The sequence below is a fragment of the Sarcina ventriculi genome (assembly GCF_900456775.1).
Taxonomy (GTDB): Bacteria; Bacillota; Clostridia; order Clostridiales; family Clostridiaceae; genus Sarcina; species Sarcina ventriculi.
In genome coordinates this window covers 1-25,270 of record NZ_UAUL01000013.1, presented here as the reverse complement: position 1 = coordinate 25,270, position 25,270 = coordinate 1, and the positions used below count along the sequence as shown (strand labels likewise).

At 26.8% G+C, this 25,270-nt stretch carries 24 protein-coding genes and 1 CRISPR repeat array; of the genes, 17 read left to right on the top strand and 7 right to left on the bottom strand.

Annotation, left to right across the window (positions count from 1 at the left end; all coding sequences use genetic code 11):
- Window positions 1–227 precede the first annotated feature (227 nt).
- Entirely contained in the window at window positions 228–1,253 is a 1,026-nt protein-coding gene (locus DR020_RS11720; RefSeq protein ID WP_112366056.1) for a hypothetical protein, read from the bottom strand.
- Between the two features lie 774 nt (window positions 1,254–2,027).
- On the opposite strand from DR020_RS11720, the gene DR020_RS11715 reads away from it, so the two are divergent.
- The 7 genes from DR020_RS11715 (at window position 2,028) to DR020_RS11685 (ending at window position 6,560) form a co-directional block, all read left to right on the top strand.
- Window positions 2,028–2,870, top strand: coding sequence for a hypothetical protein (locus DR020_RS11715; protein ID WP_112366055.1), 843 nt, complete (start codon window positions 2,028–2,030; stop codon window positions 2,868–2,870).
- A 24-nt stretch (window positions 2,871–2,894) separates the two neighbouring features.
- Window positions 2,895–3,287, top strand: a complete 393-nt coding sequence (locus DR020_RS11710) for a hypothetical protein (protein ID WP_112366054.1) — start codon at window positions 2,895–2,897, stop codon at window positions 3,285–3,287.
- Window positions 3,288–3,440: 153 nt separating this feature from the next.
- The gene (locus DR020_RS11705) at window positions 3,441–3,872 is read left to right on the top strand and encodes a hypothetical protein (RefSeq protein ID WP_112366053.1); all 432 of its coding nucleotides are present in this window, start codon (window positions 3,441–3,443) and stop codon (window positions 3,870–3,872) included.
- A 258-nt stretch (window positions 3,873–4,130) separates the two neighbouring features.
- Window positions 4,131–4,454, top strand: a complete 324-nt coding sequence (locus tag DR020_RS11700; protein ID WP_112366044.1) for a recombinase family protein — start codon at window positions 4,131–4,133, stop codon at window positions 4,452–4,454.
- A gap of 54 nt (window positions 4,455–4,508) precedes the next feature.
- Complete coding sequence (locus tag DR020_RS11695) at window positions 4,509–5,213, top strand: IS6 family transposase (protein ID WP_112366045.1); 705 nt, start codon at window positions 4,509–4,511, stop codon at window positions 5,211–5,213.
- Between the two features lie 42 nt (window positions 5,214–5,255).
- Window positions 5,256–5,459 carry an SHOCT domain-containing protein gene (locus tag DR020_RS11690; protein WP_112366052.1) on the top strand — a complete coding sequence of 68 codons (204 nt, stop codon included), beginning with the start codon at window positions 5,256–5,258 and terminating at the stop codon, window positions 5,457–5,459.
- A 45-nt stretch (window positions 5,460–5,504) separates the two neighbouring features.
- A complete protein-coding gene (locus DR020_RS11685) occupies window positions 5,505–6,560 on the top strand; it encodes an AraC family transcriptional regulator (protein ID WP_112366051.1) in 1,056 nt (351 codons plus the stop codon).
- 152 nt (window positions 6,561–6,712) lie between these two features.
- Here DR020_RS11685 and DR020_RS11680 read toward each other — a convergent pair whose 3' ends face one another.
- Window positions 6,713–8,092: a sugar porter family MFS transporter gene (locus tag DR020_RS11680; RefSeq protein ID WP_235865704.1), complete on the bottom strand. Its 1,380-nt coding sequence runs from the start codon at window positions 8,090–8,092 to the stop codon at window positions 6,713–6,715.
- A 352-nt stretch (window positions 8,093–8,444) separates the two neighbouring features.
- Between DR020_RS11680 and araA the strand changes: the two genes are divergently transcribed.
- From araA to DR020_RS11650, 6 genes are all read left to right on the top strand, one after another.
- Complete coding sequence (gene araA / locus DR020_RS11675; protein ID WP_235865703.1) at window positions 8,445–9,938, top strand: L-arabinose isomerase; 1,494 nt, start codon at window positions 8,445–8,447, stop codon at window positions 9,936–9,938.
- Window positions 9,939–9,959: 21 nt separating this feature from the next.
- A complete protein-coding gene (gene araB, locus DR020_RS11670) occupies window positions 9,960–11,633 on the top strand; it encodes a ribulokinase (protein ID WP_112366050.1) in 1,674 nt (557 codons plus the stop codon).
- A gap of 18 nt (window positions 11,634–11,651) precedes the next feature.
- On the top strand, window positions 11,652–12,353 hold the full coding sequence (locus tag DR020_RS11665; protein WP_112366049.1) for an L-ribulose-5-phosphate 4-epimerase: 702 nt from the start codon (window positions 11,652–11,654) through the stop codon (window positions 12,351–12,353).
- Window positions 12,354–12,456: 103 nt separating this feature from the next.
- Complete coding sequence (fsa, locus tag DR020_RS11660) at window positions 12,457–13,110, top strand: fructose-6-phosphate aldolase (protein WP_112366048.1); 654 nt, start codon at window positions 12,457–12,459, stop codon at window positions 13,108–13,110.
- A 78-nt stretch (window positions 13,111–13,188) separates the two neighbouring features.
- Window positions 13,189–14,025, top strand: a complete 837-nt coding sequence (locus DR020_RS11655; RefSeq protein ID WP_112366047.1) for a transketolase — start codon at window positions 13,189–13,191, stop codon at window positions 14,023–14,025.
- On the top strand, window positions 14,013–14,954 hold the full coding sequence (locus DR020_RS11650) for a transketolase family protein (protein WP_112366046.1): 942 nt from the start codon (window positions 14,013–14,015) through the stop codon (window positions 14,952–14,954). Before DR020_RS11655 ends, DR020_RS11650 begins: the two co-directional genes overlap by 13 nt.
- Before the next feature lie 152 nt (window positions 14,955–15,106).
- Here the strand turns inward: DR020_RS11650 and DR020_RS11645 are convergent, their stop codons facing one another.
- From DR020_RS11645 to DR020_RS11630, 5 genes are all read right to left on the bottom strand, one after another.
- Window positions 15,107–15,811 (bottom strand): IS6 family transposase, encoded by a 705-nt coding sequence (locus DR020_RS11645; RefSeq protein WP_112366045.1) that lies wholly within the window; start codon window positions 15,809–15,811, stop codon window positions 15,107–15,109.
- A 54-nt stretch (window positions 15,812–15,865) separates the two neighbouring features.
- The gene (locus tag DR020_RS11640; protein WP_112366044.1) at window positions 15,866–16,189 is read right to left on the bottom strand and encodes a recombinase family protein; all 324 of its coding nucleotides are present in this window, start codon (window positions 16,187–16,189) and stop codon (window positions 15,866–15,868) included.
- A gap of 231 nt (window positions 16,190–16,420) precedes the next feature.
- Window positions 16,421–17,272, bottom strand: a complete 852-nt coding sequence (locus tag DR020_RS11635; RefSeq protein ID WP_112366043.1) for an Rpn family recombination-promoting nuclease/putative transposase — start codon at window positions 17,270–17,272, stop codon at window positions 16,421–16,423.
- A 44-nt stretch (window positions 17,273–17,316) separates the two neighbouring features.
- The gene (locus tag DR020_RS12305; protein ID WP_160110479.1) at window positions 17,317–17,484 is read right to left on the bottom strand and encodes a hypothetical protein; all 168 of its coding nucleotides are present in this window, start codon (window positions 17,482–17,484) and stop codon (window positions 17,317–17,319) included.
- 13 nt (window positions 17,485–17,497) lie between these two features.
- Window positions 17,498–18,589 carry a hypothetical protein gene (locus DR020_RS11630; RefSeq protein ID WP_112366042.1) on the bottom strand — a complete coding sequence of 364 codons (1,092 nt, stop codon included), beginning with the start codon at window positions 18,587–18,589 and terminating at the stop codon, window positions 17,498–17,500.
- Between the two features lie 688 nt (window positions 18,590–19,277).
- Between DR020_RS11630 and DR020_RS11625 the strand changes: the two genes are divergently transcribed.
- From DR020_RS11625 to DR020_RS11610, 4 genes are all read left to right on the top strand, one after another.
- Window positions 19,278–19,469, top strand: coding sequence for a hypothetical protein (locus DR020_RS11625; RefSeq protein WP_112366041.1), 192 nt, complete (start codon window positions 19,278–19,280; stop codon window positions 19,467–19,469).
- 236 nt (window positions 19,470–19,705) lie between these two features.
- Entirely contained in the window at window positions 19,706–20,254 is a 549-nt protein-coding gene (locus DR020_RS11620; RefSeq protein WP_112366040.1) for a site-specific integrase, read from the top strand.
- A gap of 279 nt (window positions 20,255–20,533) precedes the next feature.
- On the top strand, window positions 20,534–21,847 hold the full coding sequence (locus DR020_RS11615) for an RNA-guided endonuclease TnpB family protein (protein WP_112366039.1): 1,314 nt from the start codon (window positions 20,534–20,536) through the stop codon (window positions 21,845–21,847).
- Between the two features lie 360 nt (window positions 21,848–22,207).
- Window positions 22,208–22,631: a CRISPR direct-repeat array (repeat unit 30 nt; unit sequence GTTTAAGAATAACAATAGTTGTATTTAAAT).
- A gap of 171 nt (window positions 22,632–22,802) precedes the next feature.
- The gene (locus tag DR020_RS11610) at window positions 22,803–23,234 is read left to right on the top strand and encodes an HNH endonuclease signature motif containing protein (protein WP_235865702.1); all 432 of its coding nucleotides are present in this window, start codon (window positions 22,803–22,805) and stop codon (window positions 23,232–23,234) included.
- The last annotated feature ends 2,036 nt before the right edge of the window (window positions 23,235–25,270 follow it).

Sequence of the window (25,270 nt, the reverse complement as noted above, 5' to 3'; positions counted from 1 at the left end):
CAATCACCTCATTTATAACTAAAAATATACTTTTTATATCTTAACTCTTTATATTATATCATTTTAAAACAAAAATGATACATTTTTTGAAATAAAATATTTGCTAAAATTATAAGTAGATTGTATGAATTATGCAATAATCATTTTTTATAAACTCTTTAATAGTTTTTAACTTTATTTCTTTTCAAATCTTCTATTAAGTTTATCAATCTATCTATTATTTCATTTTATTCTACATCTTCATTTTCCCAATCATCAGAAGTATTCCAACCTAAAAGCTGTTTCTCTAGTTTATCATAATCATATTCTCTTTGTGTAAAATTAGCAAATGTAGAAGGTTTATTATTGCTGTTAGTAGTAGCTAATTTATTGCTTTTAGGTACAAAATTTTTATTATCTAAATATATTTTTTCTAGTAAAGCAAAATATTGACCTTGTTGCTCTTTAAATATTTCTATAGATTTTTTAAGTCTAATTACATCCCATAATAAAACTTTACTTCTTTGGTTTTTGGATAATATTAAATGTGTATTATTTTCTACTATTTCAACTTGATTAAAAGTTTTAGTATTTTTCTTAATGTCACTACACGCTAAAAATTGCGTAGTACTATCTTTGTATATAGTCTCTATATTTTTAATCTCTGTAGTAATCTTTGGTATTGCTTTTTCATTTTGAAATTGTGATTTTTCATTTTGCAACTCTGATTTTTCATTTTGAAATTGTAATTTTTCATTTTGAAAATTGCTTTTTTCATGATTAAAAGACGAATTTTTATTTTGAAAACTGTTGTTGCATGCCGTTCTTAGACTATATCCCTCTAAAGCATAACCTATTTTATTTAAATCAAATTGAATTTTAGCAATATTAACTCTATACTGCTTTGTTCTATCCCATTTATAAATAGGATTACTTCTTTCATCTATCCAACCATTAGCTATTAAGTTTTTTAGTATTCTACCCATTGTTGCATTAGATAATCCTATCATACAGTCTTCAGCTAGTTCACTTGCTTTTTTATATATCCAACCATGAGTTAAAGCATCTTTTATAATTTCTGCTTTTTCACTATCAAATTCATAGTTACCGTATTTTTCAATCCTTTCTCTTTCCTCATTTAAAAATTTATCTGTATCTTTAGTTCTTTCACTCCAATATATTAATTGATTTAAAACTATTGCACTTTTAAAATCTCCTGTTAAGTCTACTAATTCCTCTTTTATTACTACTCTTTTTAATTTTCTATTTTCCATTATTATTTCTCCACCTTTCATTTTGGTAAAGAAAAAAGCATCTGCTACCATGTTAACAACGATCTCGGTAACAAATGCCTATAAAAACTTAATTTCTCTATAAAAAAGATATTGAATTAAATTACTTATTTGTGTTATAATATGTATGAACAAATAAGTTCTTTAAAGTCAATAGACTTATTAGATAGAGAAAAAAGTCTTCATTGTAAAAATGTTACTTAGATAGATATGGTATCTTAGTAGCTACTTAATAAAAGGTTGGGGAACCAATTATTAAGCAAGAAAACTTTTTTCTTTTTTTATTTATATAAAATTTTTTTAAATTAAAATTCTTAATTTATATTGTAAAAAATAGAATTAAATTCTAATTAAATGTTTAAACTTCTTGTTTATATAATAACATCTTTTAACAAGATATGCAATATAAAATTTCTCTGAAATATAGATATCATGCCGAATTGAGGTAATATAATATTTATTATATTACCTCAACTTTTCTAAAGATCCTTACAAATGGCTTTATTGCTATATAGTTAAAATTTAACAATTAGTTAAAAAAGGTAAAATTTTTTTTTATTTAGATAATATTAATGTCTGGAAACCTAATACATAAATATTTAATGTCAACATATGAAAATTTGTAGAAAAAGTTAAAAATTAAAGAAAAAAGGACTTATATAATGGAAATTAAAGTTAAAGAAAAATTTAAGATTAGCGTTATAAATAATAATAGCGTATAATAATTTTCACTATATATAGTATTTGGAGGTTTTAATGACACAAAATATTGAAAAAACTAATTATATAAGATTCACATATTCAGATTATAAGCAAAGCTTATTTAAATTAGATAGAGCATATTCAAATATTACAAGAATAGAAAATAGTAATAGTAATTTAAATATAATTAAATTTAAAAAATTGATAGACGAGGATATAATATTAAAAAATATATTTTATGATATTACAAAGGATGCAAGGGACATGCCTGAATTCCTTGAATATAATAAAGATAGTAAAAGATATAAATTTAATATACCCGAAGATGAACCTACACATCTCAAGGAGACTTATTATTTTATAAGTAAATTAATTTCAAGTAATATACCTATTCGCAATATCTATTTAAATGTATATAGTGATTATGGTACATACAAAGCACCTAAAAAAATTGTAGACGAAGTTTTCGAACCAGCCTATAATTATTTAAAAGATGAATTAAAATTAAGAATGATACCATTAGAGGAGGAGTTGAGAATGGGACAGGTTAACAATATTAATATAAGAGAATTTAACGGAACTCAACAAATAGCTGGTAGAGATATTATAAATAGTGATTCAAATAGTGAATTGGAGCAATTAAACAAGCTAGCTGAGGAAATATTAAAGCAAATAAAATTAGATAAATATAATATTAGCAATGAAGAGCAAGAAGATTTTTCAGACGATATAAATGAAGTAGTAGAACAACTATCTTCTAATCAATGTAATGCAATCAAAATAAGAAAAGCGATAAAAAATTTATTTGGATTTGCTAATTCAGCGTTAATAGCGTCAACTCTACTGGGTAGTAATATTCATTCATTTATACAAATGGTTAACTCATTCTCTCATTAAAAATAAAGGTGAAAAGGAGACATAATGAAAAATATGCTTATTGATTTTTATAATGATAAACGTACAACATGGTTGGCTAATTTCTGTGAATATTTTAATTTAGATTTTAAAGACACTGAAAATTATTTTAATAGTGTCGATGTAGCGTCTATTGATACTGATAAAGTAGTTAAAGATTTAGGGATTGATCTAATTAAATCATGTAGTTCAAATATTAAAATTAGGTGTAGGCATATGACTACTTTATCAGAAAAAGGTTTAGAGAATATTAAAAAATATGGTTTGTTAGACTTAAAAAAAATGTTGCAGTTAGATACTACTCTTTCAGAGTTTCTGAATAAATATAAGATATCAGTTGATATTGATAACAAATTAATATTAATTTGTGATAATAAATATCTAATATTATCCAATTAAGATTCCTGTCCTTATTGTCTTAATAATAAAAATACTAATATATGTACTGGTTATAATAAATGTAAACTAAGAAGAAAATTAGAAATATTATCTTTAAAATTATACAAATATGGAGCTACTATAGAATTTTTTATATATTCTGAATTAAGTAATATGGAAGGATATTCTACTATAAATAGATATCCTGAAATTTTAGATACAATCGAAGGTATTTCTTCTCATATTCCTAATAATAAAATATCTAAATTAAGATTAGGATGTGATTGGGAAAAACAAAAAAAATGTTACATTATAGAATTTTCATCTACCCTTTCTAATATAGAGACATATGAGCCTATAGATTATGTAAAAGCATATTATAATTATGAGAATGCTTTTTATGTTAATGGATATAGCTATGATGATTATATTAATAAGGAAATACCTCAAAATGTGATTAATAATTTAATATTAGTAAAATGGTTTATTAATGTGTATTTATTAGATGTAAATGAAGAATTAGGTTCTCTTCTACCTAATAAATGTGTACCAGCAGATGATATTACTATAATAGAAATTCATAATAACAGACTTATTTACATATAAGTTTACTTCTATTATTATTTAATTATCTAAGAGTTTTTGAGAAAAATAAGAGATAATAGATTTTAATTAATCTATTATCTCTTTTGTATTACTTTAAATTTTAATAACTTATTTTACAAGAGTGTTATTTAAACTATATTATTAAATGTTTAATATAAAAATAATCAAAATAAAATGATATATAGTTTAAATGACTATTAATTAAAAGTGTTAAATAAACTATAGTTTAAATGATATTTTAAAGGAGTAAATAGTATTATGGGGAATTATTATAGTTATATGAGAATCTCAACCAAAGAGAGCAATGATAAACAATCATTCAATAGGCAGGAGAAAAGCTTAAAGGTATATGCAAAAGATAATAATATAGAATATTTAATTGATTTTAAAGATGATATTACTGGAAGTACATTTGATAGACCTTCATGGAATAAGTTAGAGAAGATATTACAAAAGGGGGACACGATGGTATTTAAAGAAATATCTAGGTTTACACGTCAAGCTGAAGAAGGATATAAAAAATATATGGAATTAATGGAGAAGGGAATTAACTTAGTATTTTTGGTTCTGTTGCAAAGATAAAAAGATAAAATGTGATATAATAAAAGATAAAAAATAAAGATGGGGTTGAATGAAATGAAAAAGAATATATTTAAATATAAACATTTTAAATCTGAAATAATAATTTTAAGTGTAAGATGGTATTTAAAATATCCTTTAAGTTATAGAAACATAGCAGAAATGCTACTTGAGAGAGGAATAAAAGTTAATCCAAGTACTATAATGAGATGGGTTCATGAATGTAGCCCTATTCTAGAAAAGAAAATAAGAAAATATTTAAGAAAAAGTAATGATTCATGGAGGGTTGATGAAACATATATAAAAGTTAAAGGGAAATGGACATATTTATATAGAGCAGTTGACTCAGATGGTGATACAATAGATTTTTGTTTAAGCAAAACACGTGATATAAAGGGAGCTAATGGCTTTTTTATGAAAGCATTAAAAGCTTCAAATTCAATATATCCAAGAGTAATAACAGTTGATAAAAATCCTGTTTACAAGGCTCTTATTCCAGAATTAAAGAATAAACAAAAATTAAAGTCAAAAGTAATTCTTAGACAAGTTAAATATCTTAATAATATTATTGAACAAGACCATAGGTTTATAAAGAAGAAAGTTAAGTACATGTTAGGTTTTAAATCTTTTAAGACAGCTAAAAAGACTTTAGCTGGTATCGAAGCTATGCATATGATTAAAAAAGGGCAGGTTAAAAATTCTATTAAATCTGTTCTTTTTGAAGTTCAATTTATTAACAATATTCTAAAACCTTTACCTTAATTTAACACAAATATCCATACTAACTCTATCCTTTTTTATTATTTGCAACAGAATCATATTTTTAATAAAATTAATGAAATTGTACTAAATGCAAAAAATAAGCAAAGTGATTCTAATTATGAGCTTACAGAAAAGGAAAAGATAGTATCTGTAAAATTAAAGGGATTACAAGAACTTTTTGATATGAAGGTTTTAAGTGAAGAGGAATTTGAAAAACAAAGAAAAGAGCTTTTAGCTAACCTTTAGTATTAAAATTTATAAAATAGATATAGTTATGGGGGAGAGAAATAAATGAATTTACAGGATTTATGCTCTAAAATAACTAAAGATAATGAGAATTTAATATATTATATAAAAAAAGAAAATAAAGATTTAAGAATAGTTTGTAAAGAGTACTCTGCTAATTTTGTCGAACGAAAAAAGTTTCCTAAAGAAGTTAAGGGAGATATCTTTGCAATCTGTTGGACTTTAAGTAAAAATAGCACCTTGTCAGGTGCTATTACACCTAAAATATCTAAAGAAAAACAAAGTATAACATTTAATAATGGAGATGTAACACAGCTTCACACTCACGATTATATTGAACTTGGTTATGTTATTAAAGGAAGTTTAAAGCAAAGAATACTTGGAAAAAATATAAAATTTCAGCAAGGTGAATTAGTTCTTTTAGATAAGAATTGCATACATCAGGATTATTTGCTTTCTCAAGATGCTAGTATAATATTTATAGGTATGTCAAATACCATGTTTGATGAAACCATAGTTGAAAAGCTAGAAGAAGAAAAGGTTATTAATTTTTTGAAAAAATCTTTATTAAAACAAAAAAATACGAAACAGTATTTACATTTTAAGCCTAAAGATATAAATAATAAAAAGATAGAAGAAAGTTTAATATCATTAATTTATGAACTTGAATGTAATGATGAAAGTTCTAGATATATTAGTAAGGGGTTAGTAATGAGAATCTTACATCTATTAAGCTCTGAGTATACGTTTTCTTTATCGTTAGAGCAGAAAAAAACAATGAACTCTTTTATAGTCGATGAAATAAAAGAATATATAAATTGCAATTACGCACAAATTAAAATAAGAGATTTAGTAGATAAATTTCATTTTAATGAGGATTATTTTAATAGAATTTTAAAAGAAAGGGAAGGTGTTACATATTCTGAATATGTTCAAAATGTAAGATTAACGGAAGCTGTTAAACTTCTTGCAAATACAGATATATCTATTCAAGAAATATCTCATATGGTAGGATACAATAATAAGGGATATTTTTATAAGCTGTTTTCACTAAAATATGGGGTAACCCCAGCAATGTATAAAAAAATAATTAAGAATTGAAAAATGATTTTGTTGAAAATAACAGAAAATAAGTCAGTTACTATAGGTATTAATTTTAGATTAAGAAGTAACCTTTAGAAATTAGTAATAAATTAAACTACAAAAAGGACAGAATAAATTTTAATCTGTCCTTTTTCAATCATAACCTATATCTAACTTGCTTTTTTTAAAGATTTTTCTTCAATTTCTTCAAGGCTACGTCCTTTTGTTTCTGGAACAAAGAAGGTAACAAAAATTACTCCTAGTATACAAATAACACCGAATATAGCAAATACAGCTGAATCACTCATAGATGTAGTCATAACTGGGAAAAGTAATCCAACTAAGAAAGAACCAATCCAGTTAAATGAAGATGCTAATCCTGCAGCTCTTCCACGAATAATTAATGGAAATATTTCTCCAACAAGTACCCAAGTTAATGGTGCCCAAGTAAATGAGTAGAATGCTACATAGATACATAAGAACACAACTATCATCATAGGGTTTGCATTAGGAATTAATACATTAATTACAGATGGTAATATAAATGATAATGCCATAACTATTCCACCAAAGCGTATTAAAGTACGACGATTAAACTTATCAGCAATTATCATAAAGAATATTGCACCGGATACAAGGATTATACCTTGAATAATTGGCCACATTAAAGCATTAGTTGCTGCATGTCCAGTTACTTTTTGAACTATTAAAGGTATGTAGTAGAAAATTGCATTTGCACCTTGGAATTGTTGAAATGCAGCTACTCCAAGTCCTGCAATTACTAAATAACGGTATTTACCAGTAAATAAAGTGCCCCAAGAAGTATTACATATTGCAGAAGCTTCTTGTTTAGCAGTTTGATTGATTCGGTTTAATTCACCATCAATTTCATTAGGTTTTCTGATGAAGCTAAGAACTTGTTTAGCTTTTTCAATTTGACCAGTTTTAATCAAGAAACGTGGAGATTCAGGAAGTGCTAAGACTCCAATGAAAAGAATAAGTGCTGGTATAGCAGCGCATCCAAGCATTGCTCTCCATGCTAAATCTGGGCTTAATCCTTTTAATACATAGTCCATAATATAAGAAATAAGCATTCCACAACAAATCATAAGCTGATTAACTCCTGAAAGACGCCCACGCATATGTGCCGGCGCCATTTCTGACATATAAGAAGGAACTAATGCAGAGGCTGCACCAACAGCAAGTCCAAGTCCTATACGAACGATTATTAAGTAATATTGTCCTCCATCAGGAGCAAAGGCAGATAATATTGAACCAATCATGAAAATGATTGCAGCAATTAGAATAACTTTTCTACGACCAATTCTATCTGAAAGTAATCCAGCTAATGCACCACCAAAAATAGCACCAAACATAACTGAAGAAGTAATCCATCCAATAGTAAATGCAGCACTAGACAAATGCCAATCTATTTCTAAAAAAGGTAGGGCACCTGTCATTACCCCTATATCATAGCCAAATAGAATACCTCCAAAGGCACCAAAAAAATAAATAAATGATGGGGAAATTTTTTTGTCAGATTTCATCATTAAAATTCTCCTTTCTTTTTTTTACTTTACAATACATCTATACACTAAAATGTGAATCTATGTAAACTTTTTCATTGATTAAAGTATAATATTTCTATAAACATATTGTCAAGGATAAATAATTAATGATTCTGTTGTAAATATGAAAAAGCTAGAGGTAGTAAAATTAATTTTCTACAATAATATGAGGTTGCAAATTAAACCGTATTTATACCATTTAATTTACTCTTTTTAATGTCGGATTAGGTAACTATACCATTTTATTGTAGGATTAAGAAATTGTTTACAAAGACATTGTCTTATATAATTAAGAAAAGATTACAATAAGGAAATAAAAGGAGTGGATTTTAAAATGGAAATGAAAAATTATAAATTTTGGTTTGCTACAGGTTCACAAAGTCTTTATGGAGAAGAATGTTTAAAAGAAGTTGAAAAACATTCAAAGTTAATAATAGATGGATTAAATAAATCAGGTATTTTACCCTTTGAGGTTCTTTGGAAACCTACTTTAATAGATAATGTTTCTATAAGAAAATTATTTAATGATGCAAATGCAGATGAAAATTGTGCAGGGGTTATTACATGGATGCATACATTTTCACCAGCTAAATCATGGATACTTGGTCTTCAAGAGTATAGAAAATCATTACTTCATCTTCATACACAATTTAATGAAGAGATACCATATGACACAATTGATATGGATTTTATGAATACTAATCAATCAGCTCACGGTGATAGAGAGTTTGGTCATATTGTAAGTCGTATGGGTATTGAAAGAAAAGTAATTGTAGGATATTGGAACAATAAAGAAGTTCAAGAAAGAATAGCAAGGTGGATGAGAACTGCTATAGGTGTTATGGAAAGTAGTCATATAAGAATACTTAGAGTAGGAGATAACATGAGAAATGTTGCTGTTACTGAGGGAGATAAGGTTGAGGCTCAAATTAAATTCGGTTGGGAAATAGATTCATATAATATTACTGATATTGCAGAGTATGTAAATAGTGTTCCTCAAGAAGAGATAGATAAATTAGTAGAAGAATATTATGAAAAATATAATATTATTTTAGATGGAAGAGATGAAGATGAATTTAGACGTCATGTTGCTGTACAAGCAGGAATAGAAATAGGCTTTGAAAAATTCATGAAAGAGAAAAATTATCATGCTATAGTAACTAACTTTGAAACTTTATCATGTCTTAAACAACTTCCAGGTCTTGCAATTCAAAGATTAATGGAAAAAGGTTATGGCTTTGGTGCTGAAGGAGATTGGAAAACAGCAGGTATGGTTAGACTTATGAAGATTATGGCAAATGGGACTGAAAATGCAAAGGGAACTTCATTTATGGAAGATTATACATATAATCTTACAAAAGGAAAAGAAGGAATTCTTCAATCACATATGTTAGAAGTTTGCCCTAGTATAAGCAATGTTAAACCATCCATAAGAGTTTGTCCGTTGTCAATGGGAAATAGAGAAGACCCTGCTCGTCTAGTTTTTACTTCAAAACCTGGAAAAGGAGTTGCAACATCATTAGTAGATTTAGGTAACCGTTTCCGTCTTATAATAAACGAGGTTGAATGTATGGAACAAGATATAAAAATGCCTAATTTACCTGTTGCTAGTGCATTCTGGAAACCAGAGCCAAGTCTTTTAACAGGAGCTGAAGCTTGGATATTAGCAGGAGGTGCACATCACACATCTTTTTCTTATGACTTAACAGCAGAACAAATGGGAGACTGGGCAGAGGCTATGGGAATTGAGGCCGTTTATATAGATAAAAATACAACAATTAAAGATTTAAAAAATGAACTTAGATGGAACGCTTTAGCATTTCGTTAAATTTAAGAGGGAAGTGATATTATGAAGAAATATTCAATTGGCGTAGACTATGGGACTCAGTCTGGAAGGGCTGTTTTAGTTGATGTTTCAAATGGCGAAGTAGTTGCACAAGCAGTTAAAGAATACTCTCATGGAGTTATAGATGAATTTCTTCCAGATGGAACAAAATTAAAACCAGATTGGGCTTTACAACATCCAAAAGATTATATAGAAGTTTTAGAATTAACAATCCCAGAAGTTTTAAAGAAATCAAACATTGATCCTAAGGATGTAATAGGACTAGCTATAGATTTTACAGCATGTACTGTTCTTTCAATTGATAAGGAAGGTGTACCTCTTTGTTTTCATGAAGATTTAAAATCTAATCCTCATGCATGGCCTAAGCTTTGGAAGCATCATGCTGCACAATACGAAGCAAATAAATTAAATACTATTGCTAAAGAACGTGGTGAAAAATTCTTAGCTAGATATGGTGGAAAAATTTCTTCTGAATGGTTATTCCCAAAGATAATGCAAGTTTTAGATGAAGCACCAGAAATTTATGAAATGGCAGATAAATTTATTGAAGCTACTGACTGGGTAACTATGCAAATGACAGGGGTTGAAGCTCGTAATAGTTGTACAGCAGGATATAAGGCTATTTGGAATAAAGAAGAAGGATATCCGTCAAAGGAATTCTTTAAAGCATTAGACCCTAAACTTGAAAATGTAGTTTCTGAAAAACTAAGCTTAGATATTAGGTCAATAGGTGAAAAAGCAGGGGAATTAACAGAAGAAATGGCTAAAAAAACTGGATTACTTCCTGGAACAGCAGTAGCTGTTGGAAATGTAGATGCTCATGTGTCACTTCCAGCAGTTGGAGTTACAGAACCTGGAAAAATGCTTATGATTATGGGGACATCAACTTGTGATATTTTATTGGGAACAGAAGAAAAAATAGTTCCGGGTATGTGTGGAGTTGTTGAAGATGGTGTACTTCCAGGATTCTTTGGGTATGAAGCTGGACAATCATGTGTTGGTGATCATTTTGAATGGTTTGTAAAAAATTGTGTACCTGAATCATACTTTATTGAAGCTAAGAAAAATGATATGAATATCCATGAATATTTAACATTTAAAGCTTCTAAACTAAAGGTAGGGGAGAGTGGACTTCTTGCTCTTGATTGGTGGAATGGTAATCGTTCTTGCTTAGTAGACGTAGATTTAACAGGAATGATGCTTGGAATGACACTTTTAACAAAGCCTGAGGAAATCTATAGGGCTTTAATTGAAGCTACAGCATATGGTAAAAACAAAATAATAAAAACATTTGAAGAATCTGGAGTACCAGTAGATGAATTATATGCTTGTGGAGGTATATCAAAGAAAAATCCTTTAATGATGCAAATATATGCTGATGTTACAAATAAAGAAATATTTATAGGTGCTTCAAATCAAACACCAGCCCTTGGGGCTGCTATGTTTGGGGCAGTAGCTGCAGGAAAAGAAAAAGGTGGTTATGATTCTATATTTGACGCAGCAAAAGTTATGGGAAAAGTAGAAGAACACACATATAAACCTATAAAGGAAAATGTACAAGTATATAAAATATTATATCGAGAATTTGAGAGACTTCATGATTATTTTGGTAAAGGCGAAAATGATGTTATGAAAATGCTAAAGATTATAAAAAAAGAAGTTAAAGAAAGTAAATAAAAGAAAAGGGTAGGTAGTATGTTAGAAGAATTAAAAAAACAAGTATATGAAGCTAATATGGAGCTTCCTAAAAGAGGTCTTGTAACTTATACTTGGGGAAATGTAAGTGGAATTGATAGAGAGTCTGGTTATTTTGTAATTAAGCCAAGTGGAGTTAGTTATGACTTACTATCTCCTTCAGATATGGTTGTTATGGACTTAGATGGTAACAAAATAGAAGGAAAATATAACCCTTCATCAGATACAAAAACTCACATTGAACTTTATAAAAAGTATAAGGATATAGGTGGAATAGTTCATACTCACTCTCCTTGGGCTACAGCTTGGGCACAGGCTGCGAGGGAGATTCCATGTTATGGTACAACCCATGCAGATTATTTTTATGGTTCTATTCCTTGTGCAAGGCCATTATCTAAGGAAGAAATAGATGAAGATTATGAAAAAAATACAGGCCTTGTTATTATAGAAACTTTAAGAGATAAAAATCCTATGCATACACCAGGTATTTTATGTTCTTATCATGGGCCATTTACTTGGGGAAAAGATGCAGATAATGCAGTTTATAATTCTGTAGTATTAGAGGAAATTGCAAAAATGGCAAGCCGTACTGAAAGTTTATCAAAGGGTGAAGCTAAAGAAGCACCTAAATCTATGCAAGATAAACACTTTTTAAGAAAACATGGTCCAAATGCTTATTATGGACAAAAATCTATTAAGTAGACTATTTAAATTATGATTTTATAAATATAATAAGTAGTATTAATTTAAAAGAAAATTAAAGGTCAATTAATATAAATAATTTAGTATTAGGAGGAGTCATTTTATGAAATTCTTTATAGATACAGCTAAGGTAGAAGATATAAAAAAGGCAAATGAAATGGGAGTAATTTGTGGGGTAACAACAAATCCATCTCTTATAGCAAAAGAAGGAAGAGATTTTAAAGAAGTTATAACAGAGATAACTAAAATAGTTGATGGTCCAATAAGTGGAGAGGTAAAAGCTACAACTACTTTAGCTTGCGATATGATTAGAGAAGGAAGGGAAATTGCATACATTCATGAGAATATGGTTGTTAAAATCCCAATGACAGAAGAAGGATTAAAGGCTGTAAAAATTCTTTCAAAGGAAGGAATAAAAACAAACGTAACATTAGTATTTTCACCAAACCAAGCTCTACTAGCGGCAAGGGCTGGAGCAACCTATGTTTCACCATTTTTAGGACGTTTAGATGATATTTCACAAAATGGTATAGAGCTTGTAAGAACAATAGCAGAGATATTTAGTATATATGGTTTAGATACAGAAATAATTGCAGCAAGTGTTAGAAATCCAATTCATGTAACAGAGTGTGCATTAGCTGGTGCTGATATTGCAACAGTTCCTTATAATGTAATTGAGCAAATGGTAAAACATCCTTTAACAGACCAAGGGATAGAGAAATTTAAAGCAGATTATAAAGCTGTATTTGGAGAGTAAAATTTAAGGAGAGATTTCTCCTCTTAAATTTTTAAAATAGGAAAAACTTTTTATATTTAAAAGAAAGGTTGTAAATTTATGAATGTTTTAGAGCTGAAAAAAATAGCAAATGAAATTAGAAAAGGAATTATTATAGGAGTATATAATGCAAAATCAGGGCACCCAGGTGGATCACTTTCTTCAGCCGATATATTTACTTATTTGTTTTTTAAAGAGATGAATATAGATCCTAAAAATCCTCAAAAAGAAGATAGGGATCGTTTTGTTCTATCAAAAGGGCATGTTGCACCAGCTTATTATGCAACATTAGCCGAAAGAGGATTTTTCCCTAAAGAAGATTTAAAAACATTAAGACACTTAGGTTCTTATCTTCAAGGACATCCAGATAGAAAACATATTCCTGGAGTTGATATGTCTAGTGGTTCTTTAGGACAAGGAATCTCATCAGCAGTTGGTATTGCTTTATCTGCAAAGCTAAGTGGAGAAAATTATAGAACTTATACGCTTTTAGGCGATGGAGAGATTCAAGAGGGACAAGTATGGGAAGCATGTATGTTCGCAGGGGATAGAAAATTAGATAACTTAGTAGTTATTGTTGATAATAATGGACTACAAATTGATGGGAAAATAGAAGATGTTTGTTCCCCTTACCCAATAGATGAAAAGTTTAAAGCTTTTAATTTCCATGTAATTAATATTAATGCCCATGATTTTAATGATATAGAAAGAGCTTTTAAAGAAGCAAGGGAAGTTAAAAACAAACCAACGGCTATAATTGCAAAATCCATAAAGGGAAAAGGAATATCTTTTATGGAAAATAAGGCTTCATGGCATGGAACAGCACCTAATAAGGAGCAGTATAGTATTGCAATGTATGAATTAGAGAAAGAAGGTGAAAAATTATGTCAGAATTAAAAAAGGTAGCAACTAGAGAAAGCTATGGAAAAGCACTAGCAGAGTTTGGAAAGGAATATGAAAATCTTTTAGTTTTAGATGCAGACCTTGCAGAAGCTACAAAAACTAAAATTTTTAAAAATGAGTTTCCAGATAGACATATAGATTGTGGTATTGCAGAATGCAATATGGTAGGAATTGCAGCAGGTCTTGCAACAACAGGTAAAATTCCTTTTGTAAGTTCTTTTGCTATATTTGTAGCAGGACGTGCCTTTGAACAAGTAAGAAATTCTATAGGATATCCTCATTTAAATGTTAAAATTGGAGCAACTCATGCTGGAATATCAGTTGGGGAAGATGGAGCAACTCATCAGTGTAATGAAGATATTGCCCTAATGAGAACAATACCTGGCATGGTAGTTATTAATCCTTGTGATGATGTAGAAGCAAGGTTTGCTGTAAAAGCTGCTATAGACCATGATGGCCCTGTGTATTTAAGATTTGGAAGGCTTCCTGTTCCTATAATAAATGATGCCGAAAATTATAATTTTGAACTTGGAAAAGGGGTACTTTTAAGAGAGGGCAAAGATGTTACCATAGTAGCTACAGGTCTTTGTGTATCAGAAGCTTTAGATGCTGCAAAGCTTCTTTTAGAGGATGGAATAGATGCAGAAATTATTAATATTCATACAATAAAGCCTCTAGATGAAAAAATAATTATAAATTCTGCAAAGAAAACAAAAAGAGTTGTAACTGTTGAAGAACATTCTATAATAGGAGGACTTGGAAGTGCAGTTTGTGACTCCCTTTGTGCAAAATATCCAGTGCCAGTACTTAAAATTGGTATGAATGATGTTTTTGGAGAATCAGGTCCTGCCCTAGAACTTATTAAAAAGTACGGGTTAGATTCACACGGGATTTATAATAGCGTTAAAGAGTTATTTAAATAACTACTTCTTTTAAATAAATATTGATTTTACAAAGGAATATAAATAATATCCTCACCAAGTTTGTAAGGGTATTATTTTAAGTTTCATCTATTTTTATGGTTCTGTTGCAAATAATAAAAAAGGATAGAGTTAGTATGGATATTTGTGTTAAATTAAGGTAAAGGTTTTAGAATATTGTTAATAAATTGAACTTCAAAAAGAACAGATTTAATAGAATTTTTAACCTGCCCTTTTTTAATCATATGCATAGCTTCGATACCAGCTAAAGTCTTTTTAGCTGTCTTAAAAGATTTAAAACCTAACATGTACTTAACTTTCTTCTTTATAAACCTATGGTCTTGTTCAATAATATTATTAAGATATTTAACTTGTCTAAGAATTACTTTTGACTTTAATTTTTGTTTATTCTTTAATTCTGGAATAAGAGCCTTGTAAACAGGATTTTTATCAACTGTTATTACTCTTGGATATATTGAATTTGAAGCTTTTAATGCTTTCATAAAAAAGCCATTAGCTCCCTTTATATCACGTGTTTTGCTTAAACAAAAATCTATTGTATCACCATCTGAGTCAACTGCTCTATATAAATATGTCCATTTCCCTTTAACTTTTATATATGTTTCATCAACCCTCCATGAATCATTACTTTTTCTTAAATATTTTCTTATTTTCTTTTCTAGAATAGGGCTACATTCATGAACCCATCTCATTATAGTACTTGGATTAACTTTTATTCCTCTCTCAAGTAGCATTTCTGCTATGTTTCTATAACTTAAAGGATATTTTAAATACCATCTTACACTTAAAATTATTATTTCAGATTTAAAATGTTTATATTTAAATATATTCTTTTTCATTTCATTCAACCCCATCTTTATTTTTTATCTTTTATTATATCACATTTTATCTTTTTATCTTTGCAACAGAACCAAAAATACTAAGTTAATTCCCTTCTCCATTAATTCCATATATTTTTTATATCCTTCTTCAGCTTGACGTGTAAACCTAGATATTTCTTTAAATACCATCGTGTCCCCCTTTTGTAATATCTTCTCTAACTTATTCCATGAAGGTCTATCAAATGTACTTCCAGTAATATCATCTTTAAAATCAATTAAATATTCTATATTATTATCTTTTGCATATACCTTTAAGCTTTTCTCCTGCCTATTGAATGATTGTTTATCATTGCTCTCTTTGGTTGAGATTCTCATATAACTATAATAATTCCCCATAATACTATTTACTCCTTTAAAATATCATTTAAACTATAGTTTATTTAATACTTTTTGAATAAAACTGTAATAAAAAACATGAGGTTCTGTTGCAAATAATAAAAAAAGATAGAATAAAAAATCCCCAATTAATAAATATTAATTAAAAGTTTTAGAACATATTAATAAATTATAATAAAAATAAGCTAGGTAGATGAACACCCTATCTAGCTTTTTATTTATTATAATAAACTATAATAATTTCTTAATATTATTTATTTCATCTATTGTAAGACCACTTGTAGTTTTTATTATTTCTATATCTACATTACTTAAAAGAAGGCCCTTTATCATTTCAATTTTTCCTTTTTGTTCACCTTCTTTTAAACCAACTAATTTTCCTTTTTGTTCTGCATTATATAAAGCGTCACTCTCATCTAGCATAGCTTTTCTTCTCATATTATATAATTCTCTTTGTCTATCATCACTACTAATTTTCACAAGCTCTTGTCTGGCTTTTCTTATTTCTTCTATACTCATTTCTAATGTTCTAACTTTTTCACTTTCAGGGTCTTTTAAAAATTCAGTCCAAGCAACTAACATATCTTTTTCATCACTATTATCTTTAAGCTTTGGAACTTCTATAAAATGAATTTCTTGAATATCAGTTAGTTCGTCATTAGTTTCAATATCCTTAAGTCTAAAAGCGCTGTGGAATTTGTCATTATTTAAATAACTAAAATTTAATATGTTTATACATATGGTTCTACTTAATTTAGAGTAATTATCTCCTTCTTTTAATTGTCCTTCATAAAGTTTAGCCCAATAATAAAGTGTTCTTTGTATCATATTATATTCATTTTTCATTTGTATTTCTATATTTATATGCTCATTTTTATCTGTAATAGCCTTTATATCAAGTCTTGAAAATTTATCAGTTAAATGTTCTTTTTCTATATCTCCATTTTTTATAAAAACACTTTTTATCTTATCTTCAGACTTTAAAGTAGCATTTAAAAAAGATATTAAAATTTCTTTATTATTCTCTGAACCAAAGATATTTTTAAATATAAAATCCATTTTAGGGTCTAATAATTTGACCATATTTATCGCCCTCCTCATATAACTTTAAATATATTATAATCATATTATTTATAAAACTTTTTATTTTTTTCAATTAATTTTCTTTTAATTTTTTGTCTAATTAACATACTATACTCTTTTTCTGATTTTATCTTTAATTCTTTTCTTCTTTCCATATCCTCTATAGTTTTTTTCGCTAATTCTGCTGGTATATATTTATCTAGTAAATTCATAATGAAAACCCCTTTATCTTTTTATTAAGTTTCTCAATCTATCAATACCACTCAAATTTTCATCCATATCCTCTATTATTTCATTTTGTTCTATTTTTTCTTCATTTTCAAGATTATTGTCTAAATAAGCAAGTGGAGATATTTGTTTTTCTAATTCAATATAATCATATTCTCTTTGAGTAAAGTTAGCTATAGCAGGAGTAACAGTAGGTTCAATAGTACCAATTTCGCAATCATCATCAGAATTATCCCAACCTAAAAGTTGTTTTTCTAGTTTATCATAATCATATTTTCTTTGTGTAAAGTTAGCAGTAGTGTTCTTTTTAGCATTATAAGAGTTAGAAAACTTATTTCTTCTTTTAGCAATTAGTAAAGCCATATTCTTTCTTTCAACTTCATAGAAAGCTATACAATCAGCTACAACAGTATCTAAATACTTGTCCATATTCTTTCTTACAACATTAGTTCTATTTTCTAATTTAGCTTTTAATCTAGCTATTATTTTTTTACTATGTCTACCTTGTTCTTTTAATTTGTTTATAGCAACTTCAATAAGTTCACTTGGTTTAACTAAATCTTTATTATTTTCTTCTATCGCTTTTTCATAAGCTAAAGATTTTTTAACTTTATTATCAGCAACAGTTTCAGGAACTGTATTATCTATAATAGTAATAGTATTATTATTTATATTTAGTATTTCGGTATTTAAGGAATCATGTTCTACACTAGCTGTATCAACGTTTGTAGCGATTTTTTTATATGATACTTTTTGTGATACTTCATCTAAATTATTAGAATAGTAAGTTACATTTCTATTAACAGAATAAACATTAATATTTCTATGTTTATGTACTATTACTAATTTATAATCAATTAATTTTTTTAATAATTTTCTAAAATAGATACAAGATATCTTATTATGGTATCTTATATACATTTTATATAAAGCTGTTAATTGTTTAGGGAATAATCCATTATTAAGAGTTGTATGTTTAATCATATAAGAATATATAGATTGTAATATTGATTGTGTTTTTTTATTATAAGATATATTTTCTATTACTTGTAATTCATTTTGTTTTAAGATTGTTTTATATATTTCCATGTTTAATACTCCTATCCGTCAATTAAAATGTTAAGAAAATTAAATACGGAGTAAATTAACATTTGACATTTTTAATTATTAACTTTATAATATAGATAAAAGTTAATGACTTTGTCATTTGTTAATAAATTGTTGTTGAAAAGAAGAACTTGGATTTGGTCGTTTGGGTTCTTTTTTTCTGTTCAATTTTCCGTAAAAACTAAATATATTATACCATTTTTTGCGAAAGAAAACAATTAATATCGTGTTAATTTTTATATATTTCTATAAATATTAAATTTAGCTAAAAGAATTAGAGAAATTTAAATCTTTAGTTCTTTTTTTTATTGATTTTATATACTACATGTAGTACGATGATGTATAAGGATGTGAAAATAAGTGATTAATAAGATAATCAAAATAATAAAAGAGTTTGATGAATTATTCGCACTAATCATTAAATTCACAATAAGAATAGCGATAATAGTTAGTATTATTATAGTAATTAAACTATCATAAGCTATAATACATCAAAGGGAGTTTCCAGCTCCCCGTTAAATATAATATTATATTAATCACTTAAAAGCAGTGAAAGAATTAGTTATTGTATCACTTAAATTAATTTTCAAAATAATATTATTAATAATAGTAATTTTTGTATCAATAAAAATTATAATGTTATTATTATCCTTATAGGAGGTTTTAAAAGGTGAAAAAAATTACTACAAGAACAAAAATTAATAAACGCTGGCAAGAAAAGAATAAAGATTATTCTAATTATTTAAAGCATCGTTCTAGTGCTAGAGGGTTTATAAGAAATAAAGCTACTGAAGAAGATTTAAAAGAATTGGAACAATTAGTAAAAGAAAGAAGAGCAGTATTAAATGTAGAAATTAAATAATTTAAATAAAAAGAGAATTAATAAATGATATTTCAAGATGGGAAAATAGTTTTTTAATTTAAGTGAAATTTTGTGAAATTTTTTGAAATATTTTGATAGATCATAAGAAAAAACATGTGAGATAATATGTATGTAAGAAAAATAAAATTCCTTTGGATTATGATGTGGATTACGAAGAATCTAGTTAAGCTAGGTTCTTTTTTATTTATAAAAAAATAAAAAAGAGTGTGGTGACTATGAATTATGTAGAACCGATAAGAGATTCAGACAAGATAAGAGAGTTAGCAAATTACCTAAGAAATTATAGTGAAAGAAATTATATTATGTTTTTAATTGGAGTTAATAGTGGATTAAGAATAAGTGATATTTTAAGGCTTAGAGTTAGAGATGTTAAAGGAAAAGATTACATTTCACTAAGGGAAAAGAAAACCAAAAAACAAAGGATATTTCCTATTACCCCAATGTTAAAGAAAGAATTAAAAAAATATTATGAAGAAAAACATGAAGATGAATTTCTGATAAAATCTCAAAAAGGATATAACAATGCAATAAGTAGAGTTAGAGCATATAAGATTCTTAGCGAGGCTGGAAAAGTATTAGGACTTTATAACTTAGGAACTCATACTTTAAGAAAGACATTCGGTTATCAATTTTATACACAATATAAAGATGTTGTTACTTTACAAAAGATATTTAATCATTCAAATCCTGCAATAACATTAAGATATATTGGAGTGGAACAAAATCATATTAATAATATGATAAAAGGTTTTAAAATCTATTAAAAGTAACATATTGAGCCTATGTTAAGTTTTATATTTTAAAACAGCTTCTAACATGCATTATTATTATAGTTTGTGAGAGTTTTAGAAAAGTAACACAATTAGTATTATGTTATGTTTTTTAATGTCTTTATGTGTATTAAAAAATATAAAATTTATGTTATTAGGTTGTCTTATAATTTTCAATTTAGTTATTTATATTTTAAATATTTTAAAGGATATAGTTAGAATTTGTAGAAACTTTTATAATAATATTATTTTTTATTATGGAGTGTGTATAGAATGACAACAAAATGTGTACAAGTTGCGATTGAATATAGTAGTAACAATATACTTAAAGAAGTAGACTTTTATAAAGAATTGAGGGATTTGCAATATAATAGTTATTTAGCGTGTAATAGAGCTATAAGCTATATGTATGAGAATGATATGCAAAACTTTATAATTAAAGAAACTGATTTGCCAAGAAGTGATGATAAGAAATTATATGGTAAAAGTTTTGCGGCATGGATAGAGAATAGAATGAATGAATATATGCCTGGAGCTTTATCAAATAACGTTGCACAGACAAGGCAATTTGTAGTTAATAGATATAAAAATGATAAAAAAGCAGGACTTTTAAAGGGAAATGTATCTCTAACTACTTTTAAAAGAACTAATCCAATAATTATACATAATAATGCTTATAACATTATCGAAACACCAAAAGGATTAGGTGCAGAAATAGGATTTTTTAATCTTCCTAAACAAAAAGAATTGGGAATTAAAAGAGTTAATTTTTTATTTCCTAAATTGGGTTCAAGTGAAAAAAGTATTATTAGAAGGTTGTTGGATAAAAGTTATAAACAAGGAGCTATGCAAATTAGCTATAATCAAAAAAAGAAAAAGTGGATGGCAACTATTAGTTTTTCCTTTAACCTAGAAGAGATTAAAACAAATGAGAATTTAGTAATGGGAATTGATCTTGGAGTATCTAAAGTAGCTACTTTAAGTATATATGATGCTTCTAAATATGAATATATAAAAATGAGCTTTAAAGATACATGTATAGATGGAACAGAACTTATGCATTATAGACAAAAATTAGAGTCTAGAAGAAAAGCTTTATCTATTGCTAGTAAGTGGGCAAGTGATAATAATAGAGGTCATGGCTATAAAACTAAAATGGAAAAAGCTAATTACATGGGAAGAAAATATAATAATTTTAGAGATACTTATAATCATAAGGTTTCTAGATACATTGTTGATGTAGCTATTAAATATAGAGTAGGATTAATTCAAATGGAGGATTTAAGTGGATTTAGTGAACAACAACAGGAAAGCTTACTTAAAAATTGGAGTTACTATGACCTTCAACAAAAAATTAAGTATAAAGCTGAGGAAAATGGAATAAGAGTATATTTTATTAATCCTAAATATACATCTCAAAGATGTAGTAAATGTGGGAATATAGATAAAGAAAATAGAAAGACTCAAGAAAGTTTTTCTTGTACAGTATGTAATTATAAGGACAATGCTGATGTTAACGCAAGTAAGAATATTGCTATTCCTGATATAGAAAAAATTATAGAAGAACAAGTAAAAAAACAATATTAAATATTGCAATTCCTATGGAAAAATGTTACATTATATTTATAATAAAGGTAGATTTAGCTGCCTAAAGGTGAGAAGTGCTGTTAAAACAAATTATTATAAATAAGGAGTCCCTTGCAGTAACTCTCTACCAAACGCTCCTGTATTAAATAGGTAAAAGCCTTGTGCAAAACATTTTAATGGGCGTGTACAAGAATACAATATTGTTATTTAATAATTTAATAATTTACCAAGTAATTTTAGAAAACATAGTAATAAGGCTATTTTTTAAAATGTAAAATTAGCTGGTAATTTAATTAATAAATGGCTATTTTAAAAGAATTCATAGAAATTTATTTAAATACAAATGGCTATTTTACTGTGGTTTAAGAATAACAATAGTTGTATTTAAATAAGGCTTATTGAGATGATTCAATATAAAGCTGAGGGTTTAAGAATAACAATAGTTGTATTTAAATAACGAAACGTATATTTTATTGATATAATGCATATACGTTTAAGAATAACAATAGTTGTATTTAAATATACTAAGTTTAGAAGCTTAGTATTTTATTTATTGTTTAAGAATAACAATAGTTGTATTTAAATGCTGTCTTACTAAAAGCTATACAGTTTATAAAATAAGGTTTAAGAATAACAATAGTTGTATTTAAATGCGTTGATAATTTGGTTATTCCCTAAATAAATGCCCGTTTAAGAATAACAATAGTTGTATTTAAATTAAGAGACACCATTATAACGCCCCTCGGTTGCTCTGGTTTAAGAATAAAGATAATTATATTTAAATGTAGAGAGTAATATTTTGTTACTCTTTATTTTTTTACGTAAATGCGTGTTTTGTAGCCTAAACAACAAAACAATAAAAAGATTGAAGTATAAAAAAAGAGCCTGTTTATTACAGGCTTTTTTGAATTTATAGCAAAAAATGAAATTGTTTATTTTAATAATAAACTTTTTTATGGAAAATACAAGGGGAAAAATGAAAAAGTTTTGTAAATTATGCAATAGAAATCTTATAGATATTAAAGAAAGATACTGTAATAGCTGTAAGGCTAAGATAGGAATTAGACATAGTATTTATAAGAAAGATAGAAAAGATACTAAGGAACAAAAGTTTTATAGTTCTAAGGAATGGTTAAGGGTAAGAGATATTATAAGAGGTTTAGATAATAATTTATGTCTTATGTGCTTAGAAAAGAATGAATTGAATAACTCAGGTACAATACATCACATAGAAGAATTAAAAGATAATTGGTTAAAAAGATTTGATAAAGATAATCTAATTTCTTTATGTGAAAGTTGTCATCAGAAAGTTCACAGAAAATATCTAAGTAATAAAGAGGAAATACAACATGAATTAAAGGTATTGATTAAAAGGTATAGAGAATAGAAAGAAAGAAGATGATTATATGCCATTAATAATGAGTGGAGTTGCTGTGTGGCTAATTGGTTGTATGGGTATAGCACATTATGCTGCCAAAGTTATGTGTAGTTAAAAATAGTTTAAAACATGGATTTTGAAAAGGTAGGGGGGTAGGTCTAAAAATTTAGGCTAATATTTAAAAAGTCGCTCCAGTAGGTTTCTTTTCGCAAATTTCCCAAAACTCATGAAAGGGGGGTAAAAATAGTAACAGATAAAGCAAAAACATTGATTATATCAAAGGCTTCATAAAGTTATGATTGGTTAAAATTACAAATAAAAACCTAGTAAAGTAATACTTATAGTGAAATTAATTATGGCAGCTATTAAGAGTAACTCAAAAATATTCCATAATCACAAAATGCTTATAACAAGCTATCTATTTAATATACTTTTTGGATATCTCGCTAAAATTAGCGAATGTTGATATCAATATATTTTGAATATATACATAGAGGGGACATGTTAAAAAACAAGCTTTTATATTAAAAGTCGCGCCAGTAGATTTCTTTCATAAAATCCTAAAAAATGCTAAAACGAGGATTAAATAATATCTAAATTCTGATAAATGCAGATATTTATTAGCATAAATCTATTAAAAACATTTATAAAAACAAATAATAGTGTTGCTTTTCTCGTCAATTTTATTGAAAAATACTGCAATCTTTATACATGTTTGTTATAATACCTTTGTTTATATTTATAGAAAATGTATAAATTAATACATAGTTAAAATTTTAGTGATACATATTTAAATTGATGTATACAAAGTGATAAGGTGTAGTAAAAAACTACATCTTTTTTGTTTATAACTTAAATAAGATTAAAATCAATTTTAATCTGTTTTAAACTTTATTCTAATATGAATAATTATCTAATTGAATTTAAAACCTCTCAAAAAGGCGTATACATGTTTATAATACTATTTAAATTTATGACATGCTGAAACTTTTATAAAAAATAGGAGGAATATTTTAGAAAAGATTTTGAAAAGGTCTTATTATTGGAGTTATTTATGGAGAATTTTCGGTTTTTAAAAAATTTTAGTTTATCTATATAAAAGCGATACTGTAAATTATACTGTAAGTGATACATCTAAAAAAGAAATATTAAAAATAATAATATATCTAAAGATATATATGTATCAACTGACGTTGATTTAGTAATAGAAAACAATAGTGTAGGTGTACAAAAAGTACACCTGTTTTTAAATGGATTAAAATTAAATATAAGATAAATAATAAAAACTATAAAATTAATTCTAACACTTTTAAAATCATTTCTAAGAGGTTTTTGTGTGAGAGAATAGATATTCTATATAAATATATTAAAAACCTTCCTACGAAGCGTATACATCGTTTAAAATAGATATTAACAATAAATGATATTTATTATTTTCAATTCAAGAACTGAAAAATAAAAATAATCTTTTTTCTTTTCCACAGGTATCAAAATAAAAGAGCTTGATGGATTATTCGCACTAATCATCAAACTCACAATAAAAATAACGATAATAAAGCTATTATAAGCAAACCATTAAGGGCAGTGTTACACTCCCTGTTAAATATAATATTATATTGTATTATAAAAGCAAGAACAATTTTTAATCATAGAACTTATAACTTCAGAAACGTAGATTTTCCGAAGTTGGGAGTTTAAATGGCTTGTTTACAGGTTTTCAAAGATGTATACAAATAAAATTTATTTAAAAAGGTCAAATTATTAAATGAATTTCTAATTTTGATTTAAATAAAAGCCATAATATTTATTATAATAAAAAAACAATATATATCCTCTTTTTACTACAAGCTTTTTTATCGCTGATAGTAATAAAATAATTTATAAAAGCCTAGATAATCTTGCTATAATCTTGCTATGATTTTTTGTATCTAAATCCATATCAAATCGACTGTATGGCAGATTTATAGTATCTTGCTATTATATTTCACATCTATTAGCTAATTTTCTAAAGTAGATAATATCAACATCTAAATTTTTTAAGGTAA

Bases quoted from the DNA above. Each gene is read 5' to 3' on its own strand.
- DR020_RS11720 (WP_112366056.1), bottom strand. From the start codon at position 1,253: ATGGAAAATAGAAAATTAAAAAGAGTAGTAATAAAAGAGGAATTAGTA.
- DR020_RS11715 (WP_112366055.1), top strand. From the start codon at position 2,028: ATGACACAAAATATTGAAAAAACTAATTATATAAGATTCACATATTCA.
- DR020_RS11710 (WP_112366054.1), top strand. From the start codon at position 2,895: ATGAAAAATATGCTTATTGATTTTTATAATGATAAACGTACAACATGG.
- DR020_RS11705 (WP_112366053.1), top strand. From the start codon at position 3,441: ATGGAAGGATATTCTACTATAAATAGATATCCTGAAATTTTAGATACA.
- DR020_RS11700 (WP_112366044.1), top strand. From the start codon at position 4,131: ATGGGGAATTATTATAGTTATATGAGAATCTCAACCAAAGAGAGCAAT.
- DR020_RS11695 (WP_112366045.1), top strand. From the start codon at position 4,509: ATGAAAAAGAATATATTTAAATATAAACATTTTAAATCTGAAATAATA.
- DR020_RS11685 (WP_112366051.1), top strand. From the start codon at position 5,505: ATGAATTTACAGGATTTATGCTCTAAAATAACTAAAGATAATGAGAAT.
- DR020_RS11680 (WP_235865704.1), bottom strand. From the start codon at position 8,092: ATGATGAAATCTGACAAAAAAATTTCCCCATCATTTATTTATTTTTTT.
- araA (WP_235865703.1), top strand. From the start codon at position 8,445: ATGGAAATGAAAAATTATAAATTTTGGTTTGCTACAGGTTCACAAAGT.
- araB (WP_112366050.1), top strand. From the start codon at position 9,960: ATGAAGAAATATTCAATTGGCGTAGACTATGGGACTCAGTCTGGAAGG.
- DR020_RS11665 (WP_112366049.1), top strand. From the start codon at position 11,652: ATGTTAGAAGAATTAAAAAAACAAGTATATGAAGCTAATATGGAGCTT.
- fsa (WP_112366048.1), top strand. From the start codon at position 12,457: ATGAAATTCTTTATAGATACAGCTAAGGTAGAAGATATAAAAAAGGCA.
- DR020_RS11655 (WP_112366047.1), top strand. From the start codon at position 13,189: ATGAATGTTTTAGAGCTGAAAAAAATAGCAAATGAAATTAGAAAAGGA.
- DR020_RS11650 (WP_112366046.1), top strand. From the start codon at position 14,013: ATGTCAGAATTAAAAAAGGTAGCAACTAGAGAAAGCTATGGAAAAGCA.
- DR020_RS11645 (WP_112366045.1), bottom strand. From the start codon at position 15,811: ATGAAAAAGAATATATTTAAATATAAACATTTTAAATCTGAAATAATA.
- DR020_RS11640 (WP_112366044.1), bottom strand. From the start codon at position 16,189: ATGGGGAATTATTATAGTTATATGAGAATCTCAACCAAAGAGAGCAAT.
- DR020_RS11635 (WP_112366043.1), bottom strand. From the start codon at position 17,272: ATGGTCAAATTATTAGACCCTAAAATGGATTTTATATTTAAAAATATC.
- DR020_RS12305 (WP_160110479.1), bottom strand. From the start codon at position 17,484: ATGAATTTACTAGATAAATATATACCAGCAGAATTAGCGAAAAAAACT.
- DR020_RS11630 (WP_112366042.1), bottom strand. From the start codon at position 18,589: ATGGAAATATATAAAACAATCTTAAAACAAAATGAATTACAAGTAATA.
- DR020_RS11620 (WP_112366040.1), top strand. From the start codon at position 19,706: ATGAATTATGTAGAACCGATAAGAGATTCAGACAAGATAAGAGAGTTA.
- DR020_RS11615 (WP_112366039.1), top strand. From the start codon at position 20,534: ATGACAACAAAATGTGTACAAGTTGCGATTGAATATAGTAGTAACAAT.
- DR020_RS11610 (WP_235865702.1), top strand. From the start codon at position 22,803: ATGGAAAATACAAGGGGAAAAATGAAAAAGTTTTGTAAATTATGCAAT.